The following is a 17,125-nucleotide window of genomic DNA, read 5'->3' on the forward strand; positions in this document are numbered from 1 at the left end:
TGATCTTAAAAAAAACATACGAATACAATACAGAATGAAATCACATAAAATACTAGACCTTATAGGAAATACGCCGTTGGTAGAATCTACGAACTTGGTACAAAACAAAAATGTAAAACTTTTACTCAAATTAGAAGGAAATAATCCTGGAGGTAGCGTTAAGGATCGTGCTGCTTATAACATGATTAAATCAGCTTTAGAAAGAGGTGAAATAAAACAAGGAGATAAACTTATTGAAGCCACTAGTGGGAACACCGGAATTGCATTGGCAATGATTGCACAACTGTTTAATTTAGAAATAGAATTAATACTTCCTGAGGATTCTACAAAAGAGCGTACCCAAACTATGCGAGCGTATGGCGCTACAGTCATTTTAACGCCCGCTAGCACGGGAATAATTGGTTCTAGAGATTACGCTGATAAAAAAGTCGCTGAAGGCGGCTATATCATGCTCAATCAGTTTGCCAACGATGACAACTGGAAAGCACATTATAAAACAACAGGTCCAGAAATATGGAATGATACCGAAGGTACAGTAACTCATTTTGTATCTGCTATGGGAACCACTGGAACAATCATCGGAACGTCTGCCTATTTGAAAGAGAAGAATAGTAATATCCAAATCTTAGGAGCACAACCTAGCGATGGCTCACAAATTCCAGGAATTAGAAAATGGCCTCAAGAATACTTGCCTAAGATTTTTGACGCTTCGAAAGTAGATACAATCATTGAAGTTTCTGAAAAAGAAGCTCGTGAAATGACCAAACGTCTTGCACTTGAAGAAGGTGTTTTTGCAGGAATGAGTAGTGGTGGCTCTGTTGCTGCGGCAATAAAAATAGCGAACACTTTAGAATCAGGAGTAATTGTAGCCATTATTTGCGATCGTGGTGATCGTTACCTATCTTCTGATTTATTTGAATAGATCTTCTTAATACAATACAAAAAAGGCTTGATTGTACTATAAATCAAGCCTTTTTTATATAAAAGAAAATCAGTTTTTAAGCTAAAGTAGCAGTTGTAGAAATAGCTGCATTTAACACCTTAGAAACAGGACAATTTTTCTCTGCTTTCGTAACATATTGTTGAAAAACGTCTTCAGCAATATCTTTTATTTTTGCGTGTATTGTTATGTGAGAAGTAACAATTGTTCCTTCTTGTAAATCAATATCACATTTTGATTCAATACTTTCTACTTCAAAACCATCTTCGCTTAAATAAGCAGTCAATTGCATTGTATAACAACCTGCATGTGCTGCAGCAATCAATTCTTCAGGATTGGTACCTACTCCTTCTTCAAAACGAGATTTAAATGAATATTGAGTGTCTTTTAGCGTTGTAGTTTGTGTTGTTAATTTTCCGGCTCCTTCTTTTAGTGAACCATTCCATACTGCGGTTGCATTTCTTTTCATAATACCTGTATTTTTAAATAAATTTTAATAAATATGTTTTTAATTTAAATTTAGATTTTAAAATATTGAGAGTCTAGTTTTTGTTTCACTTAAAAAAATCCTGTCTCATTAAAAATCTACATTCTCTCAAATTTAGCTCATTTAATCCTATTTTTCTTTTAAAAATACTCTTTTTAACGAAATTTTAAAGCATTAAACGTCGATTAAAAGCTAGTAAAAAGCACAGAAAATGTAGATCCTTTATTAACACCTGGACTTTCTAAAATCAAGTTTCCCTGATACTTCTCAACTATTTTTTTACACAAGTACAATCCTATTCCTGTTGAAGGTTCGTTTGATGTTCCTACCCTACTTCGAGTTGTAAATCTTTTATATAGTTCCTCTTTGTCATTTAGGTTAAATCCAATTCCGGAATCAGAAACTACAAGAGCAATCTTATTGTCAATTTTACTTGCGGTAAATTGAATCTCACTTTCTGGAAATGAAAACTTAATAGCGTTATCAATTAAATTGACCAATACTCTGACCAACAAATCCTCCTCAATTGTCAAAAGCACTTCGTCAATTTGGAAAAAAGAATTTAATATAATTTTTTTAGAAATTAATTTTGGAGCGACTTGTATGCGTACTATTTCAAGAACAGATTGCAAACTAATTGTATTTACTTTCAGAGGACGATTTAAAAGCTCTTCTTGATCTTTCATTAGTTTTATAAATATTTCTATAAAAACAAATTGTTGAATAGTACTTTTTTTAATTAATTGAGCATATTCTTGCACTATTTCTGAAGGACTTTCGTCTAAAATAAGTTCTGCTAAACCTTGAGAGTTTCCAGTGAAGTTTTTAAAATCATGTGAAAGCAAATAAATTAAATCTTGATTATCACTTAAAGAACGCTCATTCTCTAAAATTGATTTTTGTATGTTTCGCATTAGCAAACCTGCTTCGTCTGAAAAATCTGTTGGCAAAGAGGGTACTTTTCGTTCATTTCTATAATTATCTAAAGCTTTAGAGGCTATTTCAATTGGTTTAATTAAATGCTTTAAAAAATATAATGTAATAGCACTCGCTATTAATGTCATGACTAGTGCAACGAATAATATAGTATTTGCAGCTATATTTTTACTGCCATAAAGAACATAAAATAAAATTCCTATAAGCGGAATATGGATGCCAATAAAAGCAACAAATAGAAATTTAAAAGCATAGCTCTTTTTTAAAAAATTAATCTTTGAAAGTTTTTGATACAATCTCATTATCGTTTTTTTTCATAAATTTAAAGATAAACAAATTGTATAATCAAGTTTAAATCTCAATTTTAAAACAATTTTAGTAAATTAACATTCGTTTATTAGAGAGTCTATAATCGAATAATCATTTTGCGTTTAACTATTCTATTAGTACTGATGCAATTAATAAAAGATAAAAGCTCTTAAATTTAAATTCTGGCAGATAAAAGGTAAATTTGTCCAAATTGTTTTTAGAAATTGCATTCTACCTTGCTATTTCTTAAATTGAAATCACAGTAATTACAAATTTTCGTCAATAACAATGGCAACAAAAAAACAAGCTCAAGACTGGCCTAATTTAAGTAAATACCAACAAGAAAACAGTTTGTTGCCAATTCCTGTATTAGAAGAAAAAAGAGTGGTTTTTATGGGAGATTCCATTACCGAGTTCTGGAAAATGATTGATCCGGACTATTTTGTGAATAAATCTTATATCAATCGAGGTATTAGTGGACAAACTACCCCTCAAATGCTTATTCGTTTTAGAGCCGATGTGATTGCCTTACAACCAACTGTAGTTATTATACTTGCCGGAATTAATGACATCGCTGGAAATACTGGTCCATCTAGTCTTGAAATGATACGAGATAATATTTTTTCGATGGTAGAATTAGCTAAAGCCAATCAGATTGAAGTAATCCTTTGTTCGGTTTTGCCCGCTATTGATTTTTCTTGGAAACCCAATCAACAACCTATTGAGAAAATAAAAGCATTGAACGAAATAATTAAAAATTATGCTCAAAGCAATGAAATTGTTTATATCGATTATTATTCCGTTATGGTTGATGCACATGAAGGTTTAAAAAAAGAATACTCAAATGATGGCGTACATCCCAATAAAATGGGTTATCAAGTAATGAGACCTCTTGCTGAGAAAGCTATAGCATTTGTTTTAAAATCCGATAAATAACACTTCTTTGGAAAGCCATTTCTAAGATGCAGTAAATTATTCTAATTTTTTTTGAAATTTTACCAATTGACACTTAAAATTTTATTCGACTGTTTTTACATTTCCAGTTCTTGTTAAAACTCCCCAGCCTTGACTTTCTCCTTTGATTGCTTTTCCTAAAGCCTTGAATAAAATAAAATACATTATTTGTCGGTACACAAAACGTTGTGGAATGAGCCAGATTAATTTTCCGAATTTTTCTTTTTCGAATCCAAAAGCAATAACGCTCACTAGTATATCTACAGCCATAAAGACAAGATAATATATTCCTATTTTACTCATGCTTTCTAAACTATTATAATTCCATAATAAACTAAAAATAAGAATCAAGTCTGCTAAAGGAGCAATCATTGGAAGAATAATTTGAAATAAGAGGATGTTAGGGAGTGAAACCATTCCTAATCCTTTGTATTTCTTATTAAAACAAGCATCTCTATTTTTCCAAAAGGCTTGCATAATACCATAAGTCCAACGAAAGCGTTGTTTCATAAATTCCTTTATTGTTTCTGGAGCTTCAGTGACTGCAATTGCCTCTACACAATTGATAATACGATAACCGCTTCTTAAAATTCGAATAGTTAAATCACAATCTTCTGCGAGCGTATCAGTGGTAAAACCACCCACATTTAAAATAGCTTCTTTTCTAAAAGCGCCAATTGCACCAGGAACAACGGCTATGCCATTTATTAAATCAAAGGCACGACGGTCAAAATTTTGTGAAGTTGTATATTCAATACTTTGCCATTTAGCCAGCATTGTGTTTTCGTTACCTACTTTCACATTTCCAGCAACAGCACCTACTATTTCATTATTTTTTAAAGGAATGTAAAACCTTTTCATCAATTCTAAAACGGCATCTCCTTTCAGTTGTGTGTCTGCATCGATACAAACTACAAAGTCATTTTTTGTTTTGCCAATTCCAAAATTCAAAGCCGAAGCTTTACCTCCATTTGATTTAGAAAAAACTTTAACCTGATGATTTGTACCAAATGCTTCAAATGCTCTTTTATAAGTTAAATCTTTAGAACCATCATCTACCACAATAATTTCAAAACTAGGATAATCTTGACGTAATAAATTTTGTATTGTTTTTACAATGTTCACTTCCTCATTGTAAGCAGGTACAATTATACTAACGCAGGGAACATTCACTAATGGTAAATTAAAAAAATCTTTAGTTTTTGCACTTCTTCTTTTTTGAATAAATGCCATTATTGCCATCGCTATAATTCGTAATAATCCCAAAATAATAGCAATCCAAAAAGCAGCTGAAAGAAAATTACCAAACCAATATCCAAAACTAAATATAGTATTATCTAATGCTATCAAATTACTATTTACTTTTGGCATCACCTCATTTCTAGTTTTTCCTATTAAATGTGCAACAGTTGTAAACTGCACTCCTTTATTTTTAAAATAATGAATAATACGAGGTAATGCATCTACTGTGGCTTGGCGATCGCCTCCAGCATCATGAAATAATATTATTCCTCGTTCAGGATTCAACTCATAGCTACGAACTACACGATTGTAAATACTATCTGCAATAACTCCTTTTTGCCAATCATTGGGATCAATACTTTCTCCAATTGTATAATAATTTTGTTTTTTACTAAGCGCAATTGGTTTTAGTTCCGCTTCGGTAGTAGGTTCTGCATCTGCATTATAAGGTGCTCTAAAAAGAATCGTGCTTCTGCCAGTAACAGCTTCTATAAGCAATCGAGTAGTTTCCATTTCAGCTTGAGCTCTTTCAGAACTGACTAAGGCGATATTAGGATGCGTAAAAGTGTGATTTCCTATTTCATGTCCTTCTTGGTATACTCGATTTAAAAGTGGCAAATTACTTTCTGCTTGTAAACCCACTACAAAAAAAGTAGCAGGTACTTTCTCTTTCTTTAATATATCTAAAATCTGAGGCGTGAAATCTGGATCTGGTCCATCATCAAAAGTCAGAATCACTTGGTTTTTTACATTCCCAAATTTTTTAATTACATATTTGGTAGGCAACTCTACATATTTTTGTTCGGTAATGATCCCTTCCGCTTTATTAACCTCTAAATAAATTCTGCCAGGAGACGGCTCCGTTACCACATCTAAAACTTCACCTTCCCCAATATAATCTGGTGTTGCCTTTGGTGTTTTAACTATTTTTAATTTATTAAAATCAAAAGGATTTTTAAGCAAACTTTTGTTCGTTAAACTGCGATTATAAAAACTCCACAACCTATCGTCTTCACTACCCAAACGCCATAACGCAGTACCTGCAGTTCCGTACTCATCTGCAAACCGAATGGTGTTATAATTAGTAGCCGCATCAGTAAAATAAACATCGTGTTTAACAGTACCATCTGTATACTTGTAAAAATTATTATAGGTGTCATTATTGAAATCTATAACCGAATTAAATTGTTTGGCATTTGACAGCGCTTGCTGGTAAGTGACATTTTTAGCTTCCATATTGGCGGACCAATCATATCCGTAACCTGCAAAACACAAGATTATCTTACTAGGAGAAATACCTTTTGCGGTTTCATCTAATACTTTTTCGATCCAGCGCTGACTACTTATTGAACCTGGAACACTACTCCCAAAATGTTCATCATACGCCATCAAAAAAAGGTAATCATTATACTTTGACAACTCCTTTATATTAAAATCCTCATTATAAGGCATTATATCCTGAGAAACGATGTAATTTAAAGGATGTAATTTTTCATAAAGTTCTTTCTGGAAAGCAATCAATGGCTCATTCGTTTTTTCGATAAACTCTTCAAAGTCGATATTGACTCCTTGTAAATCATATTTTTTTAAGGCAGCTACAATATCATCGATCAGTAACTTTTTTTTGGTAGGATTTGTAAGAATACGATGAATGATTTCTCCATCAAATTCACCAGCTCCTTTTTCTCTATTGACATTATTGATAAGAGGTATTATCTTGATATTATGCTTTTTCATTAATTTTAAAGCAGTCTTATCGATATCCATTTTTAAACGGTCTGTTCTAGAGTCAATAAAAAACCACTCAGGAACTACCATATTCAACTTTCCGATATTTTTTTGCAAGGAATAATAACTCTGCGGATCCCAATCTACATAAAAAGCAGCTCGAATTTGTTCTGTATTACGAATGTCTTTACCCGTTTTGAATCCATTAATTTTTTCACGTGATTTTATATAAGCTTCAAAGCCCTTGTATTTCTCTAATTCTTTTTTATCCATGATGGCAGGAATAATAGGTGAATTAAGATGATTCAATATTTCTATTTCATTAGTTAATAGAGGCAAAATTGGCTTTATTCCTCTGGCTAAAGTTAGGATTAGTATAGGAATCATTAACAGAACAAAAAAAAGAAAAAACCTTCCCGTCCATTTAAATGTTAACCATCTTTTTTGGGTATCGGTATGAAAAACTTGTTTTTTATCGCTCATTTTGCTGTACTTATAAAAAGGAAGAATATTTAATTTCTATAGATTATAGTCTAAATGTTAAAATCATTTTTTTTATGAAATTGATTTATTGTGAGTAAAACGAAACAAAATTTGATTGCAACTCTAAAAAAAATATTATTGAATAAAATTGAGTGTTATCAATAAGATTATAATCAAGATTCCGATCAATGCGACAATAAAAAACAAATCAGCAATTTTTTCTAATTTAACTTTTCGAGGAGTAAATTTTGATCGAATTGAAAAAAAGGAAAACAAACAAGAGAGCACTAAAAAAACTGCAATCACAGAGGTAAATTCATCTATTTTACTCCCTATAATACTTCCATTCATTCGCAAAGAAGTGATTACAAAAAGACAAAAACCTAATAGATTAGCCGAAGTATTCACAATATGAGGAGCAGTTTTCTTAGCCATATTCAAAGACAATGTTAAATACATAGTAAATTTATAAAGTTGTTACTTAAGAAAATTATAAATTATAGAACTTTAACTTTTTATTTACTTTCTATTCATTAATTCACAATGTTTCCATCTTTTAAGAAAACCCATCCTAAATAAAAACATCTGATCTTTAAAAAACTAACACTCTTAATATTACCATTCCTACAACATAATTATTAAAAGAATTTCTTAAAGAATTCTCCTCTACTTTTATTTTTTATTAGCACTAAAATTGCATTTTATAGCATTTTATAGCATCTTGTCAGAATAAATTAGATAGTTTTTGAAAATATTTTGAAATTTGAATTTATAAAACCAATCAAAGGCTTATTTTTGCGCTATGGCTAAGAAAAATACAGACAAAGTTGTCTTTCATCAAATAAAAGTCCTTGATGCTGGTGCAAAAGGCGTTTCGGTAGCAAAGGCTCCCGATGGTAAAGTAGTTTTTATTCCTAATGTCGTTCCTGGCGATGTAGTAGACGTGCAAACATTCAAAAAACGCAAAGCCTATTACGAAGGAAAAGCAGTTCATTTTCATGAATTCTCAGAACATCGTGTAACTCCTATTTGTGAACATTTTGGAGTTTGTGGTGGTTGTAAATGGCAAAATATGAAATACAGCCAACAACTGTATTACAAGCAAAATGAAGTATTAAATCACTTACAGCGCATAGGAAAAGTAGAACTTCCTGAATTCGAACCGATTTTAGGTTCAGAAAAACAGTTCTTTTACAGAAATAAAATGGAATTTTCCTTTTCAAACAGCCGTTGGTTAACTGAAAAAGAAATCGAAAGCACCGAAGATTTAGGAAATAGAAATGCACTTGGTTTTCATATTCCAAAAATGTGGGACAAAATTCTAGACATTAACAAATGTCATTTACAAGAAGATCCATCGAATGCCATTCGCAATGAAGTTCGCGCTTTTGCCAATGAACATGGATTAACTTTCTTTAATCCTAGAGCACATGAAGGTTTGTTACGTACTTTGATGTTGCGTACTGCTTCTACTGGTGAAATCATGGTTTTAATTCAGTTTTTTGAAAACGATAAAGCCAACAGAGAATTACTTCTTGATCATCTTTACGACAAATTCCCTCAAATTACATCTTTACAATATGTTATAAACAGTAAAGCAAATGATACTTTGTACGATACGGACATCAAATTATATAAAGGTAGAGATTATATTCTGGAAGAAATGGAAGGATTAAAATTTAGTATTAATGCTAAATCTTTTTACCAAACCAATTCAGATCAAGCATACGAATTATACAAAATAACAAGAGATTTTGCAGGATTAACAGGAAATGAAATTGTATACGATTTATATACCGGAACCGGTACAATTGCACAATTTGTCTCTAAAAAGGCTAAGAAAGTAATTGGTGTAGAAAGTGTTCCAGAAGCCATTAAAGATGCCAATTTAAATGCTGAACGCAATGAAATTACTAATTGTGAGTTCTTTGTAGGTGATATGAAAGTGGTATTTAATGATGATTTTATCGCTCAACACGGTCATCCAGACGTAATTATTACTGATCCTCCAAGAGATGGTATGCATAAGGATGTTATTGAACAAATTATGAAAATTGCTCCTGAAAAAGTGGTTTATGTAAGTTGTAACTCTGCTACACAAGCGCGCGATTTAGCATTAATGGACGAGAAATATAAGGTAACAAGAGTGCGTCCCGTAGATATGTTTCCGCAAACGCATCACGTAGAAAACGTAGTGTTACTAGAAAGAAGGTAATATTAAGTAAACGTTAGAAGATGTTGCTCTGAAGTATTAATTTTAAAAGTACGATTGTCTTTTATCATTATCTTTTGCTAGTAATTTTTGAATTAAGGATTTATGAAAAAAATAATTTTATTGGTATTGGTTTTCGCCTTCACTTTCTCCTCTTGCGAAAAAGATGATATTTGTGATGCAAATACACCTACAACACCTCGTCTAGTGATTAGTTTTTATGATTTTTTGAATCCTTCGGTTTTAAAAAATGTAAATAATTTAAAAGTAGTAGGTGAAGGAATGCCAAATGGTATTCTTTTTGGCGGATTACAAACCACAAGTGCCAACACCATTTCTATTCCTCTAAAAACTGTAGGTACGAATACAACCTATAGGTTTACATTAAATTTTGCAGATTCAAATCCAGCAAATGTGGATGAAGACATTATACGATTTGATTACAGTACTAAAGAAATCTTTGTTTCTAGAGCGTGTGGTTATAAAACTAATTTCACATTAGATCCTACAAATCCTTATACACATACCGATCCAGTAGATCCTAGTAAAAGATGGATGAAATTTATATCGGTTGAAAAAAATAATATAGAAAACGAAAATGAAACACACATTAAGATCTTTTTTTAGTTTTTTTCTCGTTTTAGCGTTGACTGTAGTTCAGGCACAAGAAACTAGCCCAAAACCCAAAACACCAAAACAAAGCCTACCAGAGAAAAATATTCCTGCCACTGAAAAAACAGAACAGGAAATCCCTAGTACGCCAATGCCATTGGTAGAAATAGAACCTGTAGTGAAAAAAGAATTAACAACGACACAGAAAACAGATCGGTATGGTGTGCGAGTTGGTCTAGACTTATTTAAACTTACTAGAGCCTTATATGATAAAAACTATAAAGGAATTGAACTCGTAGGCGATTACCGATTAACAAAAAAATACTTTTTGGCTGCCGAATTAGGGAACGAAAATAAAACGACAGATGATGATCGTGTAAATTTCACTACAAAAGGTTCCTACATAAAAGCTGGTTTTGATTACAACGCTTATGAAAACTGGCTAGATATGGAAAACATTATCTCTATTGGATTGCGATATGGTTTTAGTACTTTTAATCAGCAATTAAATAATTATAGAATTTACAATTCTAATCCGTATTTTGGAGAAACTCCTATAATTTCTTCAGGGAAAAGTTTTGATGGATTGTCTGCAAGTTGGATTGAAGTGGTTGCCGGGGTGAAAGCAAAAGTATTTAACAATGTTTTTATGGGGTTTACCCTTAGACTAAACCGACTAATTACTAATAAAGAACCTGAAAACTTCTCTAATTTGTACATACCAGGTTTTAATAGAACTTACGATGGTAGTTTTGGAGTAGGATTTAATTACACCGTAACTTATTTTGTACCAATCTATAAAAAGAAAATAAAAATACCTGTCAAAGAGAAAAAATAACTTGGAGATGATTTCATAAAAAAGGAGATAAATTCATAATGAAAGTATCTCCTTTTTTTTATTTTCTGATAAAAAATCTATCCTATTTCTTTAATTCCTTTCATAAAAATCCACTTCATGTAGAATTTTTCACCATCCTTTGTTCTTATCGCTTGAAATTTTGGTGATAATAATGTTCCAATTGCAAATGCTGTTAATGGAATCCAAAATCCAGTTAAATTAGTGTACTGTGCCACCAAATATCTTGCAGAAATAAATAATATTGCAAAGCATCCCAGTTGATAAATAAATGCTCGTATTTGTAATTTAGTCATCCGATTTCTAATTTTGAGTTATATTAATTTAAAAACAATTTGAAATTATAAACTAGCATCTGGTGTGGTAGAATTATCTTCCGGAACCACCTGAAACTTTGTTCTCTTACTTCCTTCGTACATTTCGTACTTTACCAAACGGGCTTCTAATCCGGCATTAAAAAGTTTAATTTTTCTAGAAGGCTTTAATCCCACATATTTTAATGCTTCTAAATTGGCTGTAATCATCCAAGCATTGGTACCTGGATAATTTTTCTTCAAGGTGTCACCAATACTTTTATAAAATTCCTCCATATGTATATCCAATCGTTCATCATAAGGCGGATTGAACACTAAATGCAATTTCCCTTCTGTTGTTTTTTCAGTATCAAAAAAGTTATTTTCCTCGATAGTTATATAGTCATCAAGATTCGCATTTTTTATATTGTCTTTTGCTTTCTGAACGGCACTTGGTGCTTTATCATATCCTTTAATCGTATGATGAAACTCACGAACGCGTTTCAATAAACTATCAGATATAGCGTCAAACAAATTATTATCCCAATCATTCCATTTTTCGAAAGCAAATTCTTTACGATTAATGTTTGCTGGAATATTACAAGCAATCATCGCCGCTTCGGCAAGAAAAGTTCCAGATCCACACATTGGATCTAAAAAATCAGTTTGTCCGTCCCAACCCGAAAGCAATAAAATTCCTGCAGCCAAAACCTCATTTATAGGAGCAATATTGGTAGCGGTTCTATAACCACGTTGGTTCAAAGCATTACCAGAAGTATCAAGCGCAACAGAAACTTGATCTTTATCAATATGAATATTAATTCGCAAATCAGGATGCACTTTATCAATACTTGGTCTTTGACCTGTTCTTTCGCGAAATTGATCCACAATGGCATCTTTACACTTTTGTGAAACAAACTCAGAATGATTAAAATATTCAGAATGTACTGTTGTATCAATCACAAAAGTTTGATTGGCACCAATTAACTTAGACCAATTCACTCCAGAAATACCTTTGTATAAAGCTTGTTCATTATTGGCTTTGAAAAAATAAATCGGTTTTAATATTTTCAAAGCAGTACGCAAAGCTAAATTTGCTTTGTACATAAATCCTTTGTCTCCCTTAAAACTTACCATTCTCACGCCTTGCTCTACATTTTGCGCGCCTAACATTTGCAATTCTTTTGCTAATATCTCCTCAAAACCAAAAAAGGTTTTGGCAACCATTTTAAAATTATCTTCCATTTTTCTATAAATTCCAACAAGTAAATCCTAACTGTATCAGCAACAAAAAAACATTTTTGAGAGGTACTCTAGTAACACTACTTTTTATCGGAGTAAGTATTAAAAAAATATATGCTTTTGTTCTGTTTGTATCGCAGGGAAATAGTTCTTTTTCTGCAAAAATACACTAAATTTGCATCAATCGAATTAATTGAAAAAGAATAAATGTCTGAAGCTCAAAAACTGTCAACAGAAAATCAAGTAAAACCAGCAGAAAAGTGGTACTCTTCCTGGTTTGACACACCATATTATCACATTCTTTATAAAGAACGCAACTATAGAGAAGCGCAAGTTTTCATGGATAATTTAACACATTATCTAAACCTTCCTGAAAAAGCAAAAGTATTGGACTTAGCTTGCGGAAAAGGTCGTCACTCTATTTATTTGAATCAACTTGGTTTTGATGTACTTGGTGCAGATCTATCCGAAAATAGTATTGCCGAGGCGAACAAAAATGCAAACGAAACCTTACACTTTAAAGTGCACGATATGCGAGTGCCTTTTGAGGAAAAATACGATGCGATTTTCAATTTATTTACCAGTTTTGGATATTTTGAAAATGAAGAAGACAATTTAACGACTTTAAAAGCCATCAAAGAAAGTCTATCTGAATATGGATTTGCAGCAATCGATTTTATGAATGTGCACCAAGTTGTTAACACTTTGGTTCCAGAAGAAACCAAAACTGTTGATGAAATTGATTTTCACATCAAACGTTATTTGAAAGACGGTCACATATACAAAGAAATTGATTTTGAAGATAAAGGGCAACAGTTTCATTTTACCGAAAAAGTAAAAGCATTAACGCTTCAAGATTTTGAACAATTGATGGAGGAAGCCGGAATCTACTTATTGGATATTTTTGGTGACTATAAATTAAAAAAATTCCACAAAACAGAAAGCGAGCGATTAATCATGATTTTTAAATAAATGAATTATCTTTTACCCTTACTTTCGGTCCTTTTAGGATATTGTATTGCTTTGGTTTTAAGACCAAAAAACAAAACCAATCTAAAGCTACTTTTGGCTTTTAGTGGTTCCTTCTTGCTTTCCTTAACCGTAATGCATTTGTTGCCAGAAGTGTACGCAGTACATAATCATGACGTTGGTGAAGTCCATAATGATACTGCAGGAATCTTTATTATGATAGGAATTTTATTCCAAATTATTTTAGAGTTTTTCTCCAAAGGTGCAGAACACGGACATGTTCATGGAAATCCAAACCTTTCTCATATTCCATGGTTATTGTTCATTAGTCTTTGTATCCATGCGTTTTTAGAAGGTTTCCCTGTTGGTCATGATCACGGAAAACTAGCATTAGGAATTGCTATTCATCATCTTCCTATAGCTATTATTTTAACTACTTTTTTCATCAATTCGCATTTAAACAAGAAAGCAATTTTTGCTTTTATGCTCACATTTGCATTGATGACGCCTTTAGGAACATTGGCATCAGAATATCTTACAGGTTTAAACGAGTATCACAGCCAAATTACAGCTATAGTAATTGGAATATTATTTCATATTTCTTCTACAATTATCTTTGAGAGTAGCGAAGGACACAAGTTTAATATCGCCAAAGTTTCTATGATAGTAATTGGAATTGCATTAGCCTATTTTTTATAAATTTATAATTTGAACGTTTTATTGAAGTTAAAAAGCGATTTATCACAAACCTTCCCAATAGAAATTAATTTTTATTATTGCTTATAATTTACTCAAATATATCATTCACAGATCGCAAGTTTCCCTATATAATTTAGAACCGTATTTAAAATGACCTTCACAAAGACTACAGAACAGCCTTCAAAGTACCAACATTTAGAAAAAATGTCAGTTAAGGATGTGATTTACAATATGAATCAAGAGGATCAAACTGTTCCACTTGCTGTTGCAAAAGCATTACCTCAAATTGAAAATTTAATAAATGCAATTGTAGCCAAAATGAAATTAGGCGGCCGTTTATTTTATATTGGAGCGGGAACATCCGGTCGTTTAGGGATTGTAGATGCCTCAGAATGTCCTCCTACCTTTGGTGTTCCATTCGATTTGGTTATCGCAATTATTGCTGGCGGCGATACTGCCATTCGCAAAGCAGTAGAAAACGCAGAAGACAATACCACTCAAGCTTGGTTAGATTTACAACAACATAACATAAGCGAAAAGGATGTTGTAGTAGGAATTGCTGCATCAGGAACAACGCCTTATGTAATTTCTGGTTTGGAAGCATGCAATAAAAGAAATATTATTACGGGAAGCATTTCCTGCAATTTAGGAAGTCCGATTTCACAAACTGCAAAATTTCCCATAGATGTAGTCGTAGGACCAGAATTTGTTACCGGAAGTTCTAGAATGAAAGCAGGAACTGCACAAAAGCTTGTCCTTAATATGATAACAACTACTACAATGATTCAGTTAGGAAAAGTAAAAGGTAATAAAATGGTCGATATGCAACTAAGCAATAGTAAGTTAGTAGATCGTGGTGTAAAAATGATAATGGATGAAATTGAAGTTCCTTATGAAAAAGCTAGCGAACTATTAAAAGAGTTTGGTAGCGTAAGAAAAGCAGTCGATTATTACAGTGTAAATCAACATTAATTCAGGTACATTTACTACTTGAAATTTAATTTTAAATTCAAAAAATGGCAACTAACAAACTTCTTTTAAATAAAGGACTAAAATATTTAGCTGGTGCTTTACCGCTTTTGTTTTTAGGACCGGCAGTTATTTATAATGCTTTTATTAATAAACAAAATGTATGGCATTATCTTGTATTGGCTGTAGGAATTATATTTTGTGGTATTGGAGTTTATCTTGCATTTTTAGGTTTGAAAACAATGGTAAAAAGTTTATTTAACGACTAATGGAAGACTTAATACACATTCAGAAAACATTTGAAAAAGTAGACTGGATCAATAAGAGAATTAATCATCGAGAATTTGAAGATTGCACTTTTAAAAATTGTGATTTTTCGAATAGTGATTTTTCGAATAATAGCTTTATGGATTGTGAATTTATTGATTGTAATTTATCAATGATTGACCTTACAGCTACAAGTATGAAAACGGTTGGTTTTAGGAACTGTAAGTTATTAGGAATCCATTTTAATAAATGCACGGACTTCTTATTTACAGTTACTTTTCAAGATTGTGTTTTAAATTATTCGTCATTTGCCAATAAAAAAATGCCCAAAACAAAGTTCAATTCTTGTTCGTTGAAAGAGGTAACTTTTACAGGCGCAAATCTTACACAATCTAGTTTTGAAAATTGTAATCTTGACAATGCTATTTTTAATGATACGTTATTAGCAGGCGTTGATTTTACATCAGCATACAATTACAGAATTGATCCTGAATTTAATCCTATGAAAAAAGCTAAATTTTCGATGCAAGGAATTCCTGGACTTTTAGATAAATACGATATTAAAATAGTATAATTGTACTGCCCCAGATGGAAGTGAAAATCCCGCAGGGAATAAAACTATTTTTTCTGGACAAAAAAGAGCGACTGGAAGAAGCTCCTTTATTGTCATTAGAAAAAAAGTTTTATAACCGAGGAATTGCAACGTACAGCAGGAATAGGCCCTAATAATAAAAAATAAAATATGAAAAAGTTAATTTTACTTCCCCTACTCTTGTTGCTAATTTCGTGTTATGATGGGGAACGCAATTGCAAAGATTTTAAAACTGGAAAATTCAAGTTTGAACATACGGTTGATGGAGTAAAAAAAACAACTGTTTTTGAACGCAATGACAGTATTGAAATTGAAACTTATGAAGGAAAAACAGATACGGCATCGGTACGATGGATTAGTGATTGCGAATATGTGTTAGTTAAATTACATCCAAAAAACAAAGCAGAAGAAAAAGCTATCAACATGAAAATTTTGACTACTACGAAAGATTCTTATACATTTGAATTTGGGATGATCGGTTCTGATACCAAACAAAGAGGAACTGTAACTAAAATTTCAGATTAATTTTTCTATAAAATTATAAACTATAACGAATAAAAAATGGAAGTATTTTTAAATCCAGATGCATGGATTGCTTTGTTGACCTTAACTTTTCTTGAAATTATATTGGGAATTGACAACATTATATTCATATCAATTGTAACCGGTAAATTACCAGTAGAAAAACGTAAAAAAGCGACACAAATCGGTTTGTTTTTGGCCATGTTCATGCGTATCGCTTTGCTTTTTGGAATTACGTTGCTAATTGCTATGAAAGAGCCTTTTTTCAGTATAAATTGGACTTGGTTTAGTGCTGATTTTACGGGTCAAGCGATGATCTTATTATTAGGAGGTTTATTTCTAATTTATAAAAGCACCAAAGAAATTCACGAAAAAGTAGATCATAAAGGGGAAGAAGAAAAGGATTTAAAAACTACTGCAGCAAAATCATTTGGAAATGTAATTTTCCAGATTTTATTAATTGACCTTATTTTCTCTGTAGATAGTATTTTGACCGCTGTGGGAATGACCAATGGTGTTACTGGTGCATTGTATATTATGGTAACTGCTGTAGTGATCTCGGTTGGAGTGATGATGCTTTTTGCGGTTCCAGTAGGGAATTTTGTAAACGCCAATCCATCGATACAAATTTTAGGTTTGGCTTTCTTAATCTTGATTGGTTTTATGTTGATTACAGAAAGTATGCACTTATCTAATGCTGCTTTAGTGGGAGAACATGTAGGTGCAGTTCCTAAAGGCTATTTATACTTTGCCATCGCTTTTTCATTAGCTGTGGAATTCCTCAATATGAAAATGCGAAAGAAAAATTAATTT

18 protein-coding genes are annotated in these 17,125 nt (G+C 31.9%); 12 read left to right on the top strand and 6 right to left on the bottom strand.

Going from position 1 to position 17,125, the window contains the following annotated elements; genetic code table 11:
* Positions 1-34: 34 nt before the first annotated feature.
* On the top strand, positions 35-922 hold the full coding sequence (gene cysM / locus H2650_RS14380) for a cysteine synthase CysM (RefSeq protein ID WP_188051562.1): 888 nt from the start codon (positions 35-37) through the stop codon (positions 920-922).
* 76 nt (positions 923-998) lie between these two features.
* Here cysM and H2650_RS14385 read toward each other — a convergent pair whose 3' ends face one another.
* Entirely contained in the window at positions 999-1,409 is a 411-nt protein-coding gene (locus H2650_RS14385) for an OsmC family peroxiredoxin (RefSeq protein ID WP_188051520.1), read from the bottom strand.
* A 203-nt stretch (positions 1,410-1,612) separates the two neighbouring features.
* Positions 1,613-2,665: a sensor histidine kinase KdpD gene (locus H2650_RS14390; RefSeq protein ID WP_188051521.1), complete on the bottom strand. Its 1,053-nt coding sequence runs from the start codon at positions 2,663-2,665 to the stop codon at positions 1,613-1,615.
* A 295-nt stretch (positions 2,666-2,960) separates the two neighbouring features.
* Here H2650_RS14390 and H2650_RS14395 point away from each other — a divergent pair, with 295 nt between their 5' ends.
* The gene (locus H2650_RS14395) at positions 2,961-3,608 is read left to right on the top strand and encodes an SGNH/GDSL hydrolase family protein (protein ID WP_188051522.1); all 648 of its coding nucleotides are present in this window, start codon (positions 2,961-2,963) and stop codon (positions 3,606-3,608) included.
* An 81-nt stretch (positions 3,609-3,689) separates the two neighbouring features.
* On the opposite strand, the gene H2650_RS14400 is transcribed toward H2650_RS14395, so the two are convergent.
* Together H2650_RS14400 and H2650_RS14405 are read right to left on the bottom strand one after the other, a co-directional pair.
* Positions 3,690-7,079, bottom strand: coding sequence for a polysaccharide deacetylase family protein (locus H2650_RS14400; protein ID WP_188051523.1), 3,390 nt, complete (start codon positions 7,077-7,079; stop codon positions 3,690-3,692).
* 135 nt (positions 7,080-7,214) lie between these two features.
* Positions 7,215-7,538 (bottom strand): hypothetical protein, encoded by a 324-nt coding sequence (locus H2650_RS14405; RefSeq protein WP_236023974.1) that lies wholly within the window; start codon positions 7,536-7,538, stop codon positions 7,215-7,217.
* Positions 7,539-7,881: 343 nt separating this feature from the next.
* Here H2650_RS14405 and rlmD point away from each other — a divergent pair, with 343 nt between their 5' ends.
* The 3 genes from rlmD (at position 7,882) to H2650_RS14420 (ending at position 10,741) form a co-directional block, all read left to right on the top strand.
* The gene (gene rlmD / locus H2650_RS14410) at positions 7,882-9,294 is read left to right on the top strand and encodes a 23S rRNA (uracil(1939)-C(5))-methyltransferase RlmD (RefSeq protein ID WP_188051524.1); all 1,413 of its coding nucleotides are present in this window, start codon (positions 7,882-7,884) and stop codon (positions 9,292-9,294) included.
* A 102-nt stretch (positions 9,295-9,396) separates the two neighbouring features.
* Entirely contained in the window at positions 9,397-9,918 is a 522-nt protein-coding gene (locus H2650_RS14415) for a DUF6452 family protein (RefSeq protein ID WP_188051525.1), read from the top strand.
* Positions 9,890-10,741 (top strand): DUF6048 family protein, encoded by an 852-nt coding sequence (locus tag H2650_RS14420; RefSeq protein ID WP_188051526.1) that lies wholly within the window; start codon positions 9,890-9,892, stop codon positions 10,739-10,741. Before H2650_RS14415 ends, H2650_RS14420 begins: the two co-directional genes overlap by 29 nt.
* A gap of 77 nt (positions 10,742-10,818) precedes the next feature.
* Here H2650_RS14420 and H2650_RS14425 read toward each other — a convergent pair whose 3' ends face one another.
* Positions 10,819-11,055 carry a hypothetical protein gene (locus H2650_RS14425; RefSeq protein WP_188051527.1) on the bottom strand — a complete coding sequence of 79 codons (237 nt, stop codon included), beginning with the start codon at positions 11,053-11,055 and terminating at the stop codon, positions 10,819-10,821.
* A 45-nt stretch (positions 11,056-11,100) separates the two neighbouring features.
* Positions 11,101-12,297 carry a class I SAM-dependent RNA methyltransferase gene (locus tag H2650_RS14430; protein ID WP_188051528.1) on the bottom strand — a complete coding sequence of 399 codons (1,197 nt, stop codon included), beginning with the start codon at positions 12,295-12,297 and terminating at the stop codon, positions 11,101-11,103.
* A gap of 204 nt (positions 12,298-12,501) precedes the next feature.
* Between H2650_RS14430 and H2650_RS14435 the strand changes: the two genes are divergently transcribed.
* From H2650_RS14435 to H2650_RS14465, 7 genes are all read left to right on the top strand, one after another.
* Positions 12,502-13,266: a bifunctional 2-polyprenyl-6-hydroxyphenol methylase/3-demethylubiquinol 3-O-methyltransferase UbiG gene (locus H2650_RS14435; RefSeq protein WP_188051529.1), complete on the top strand. Its 765-nt coding sequence runs from the start codon at positions 12,502-12,504 to the stop codon at positions 13,264-13,266.
* Positions 13,267-13,962: a ZIP family metal transporter gene (locus tag H2650_RS14440; protein WP_188051530.1), complete on the top strand. Its 696-nt coding sequence runs from the start codon at positions 13,267-13,269 to the stop codon at positions 13,960-13,962. It abuts the gene before it with no gap.
* Between the two features lie 150 nt (positions 13,963-14,112).
* Complete coding sequence (murQ, locus tag H2650_RS14445; RefSeq protein ID WP_188051531.1) at positions 14,113-14,934, top strand: N-acetylmuramic acid 6-phosphate etherase; 822 nt, start codon at positions 14,113-14,115, stop codon at positions 14,932-14,934.
* Between the two features lie 44 nt (positions 14,935-14,978).
* Entirely contained in the window at positions 14,979-15,200 is a 222-nt protein-coding gene (locus tag H2650_RS14450) for a DUF6095 family protein (RefSeq protein WP_188051532.1), read from the top strand.
* A complete protein-coding gene (locus tag H2650_RS14455; RefSeq protein WP_188051533.1) occupies positions 15,200-15,772 on the top strand; it encodes a pentapeptide repeat-containing protein in 573 nt (190 codons plus the stop codon). The genes H2650_RS14450 and H2650_RS14455 overlap by 1 nt, the downstream gene beginning before the upstream one ends.
* A gap of 168 nt (positions 15,773-15,940) precedes the next feature.
* A complete protein-coding gene (locus H2650_RS14460; protein WP_188051534.1) occupies positions 15,941-16,315 on the top strand; it encodes a DNA topoisomerase IV in 375 nt (124 codons plus the stop codon).
* A 36-nt stretch (positions 16,316-16,351) separates the two neighbouring features.
* Entirely contained in the window at positions 16,352-17,122 is a 771-nt protein-coding gene (locus H2650_RS14465; RefSeq protein ID WP_188051535.1) for a TerC family protein, read from the top strand.
* Positions 17,123-17,125 lie beyond the last annotated feature (3 nt).

Source organism: Flavobacterium sp. GP15 (assembly GCF_014281985.1).
Taxonomy (GTDB): Bacteria; Bacteroidota; Bacteroidia; order Flavobacteriales; family Flavobacteriaceae; genus Flavobacterium; species Flavobacterium pygoscelis.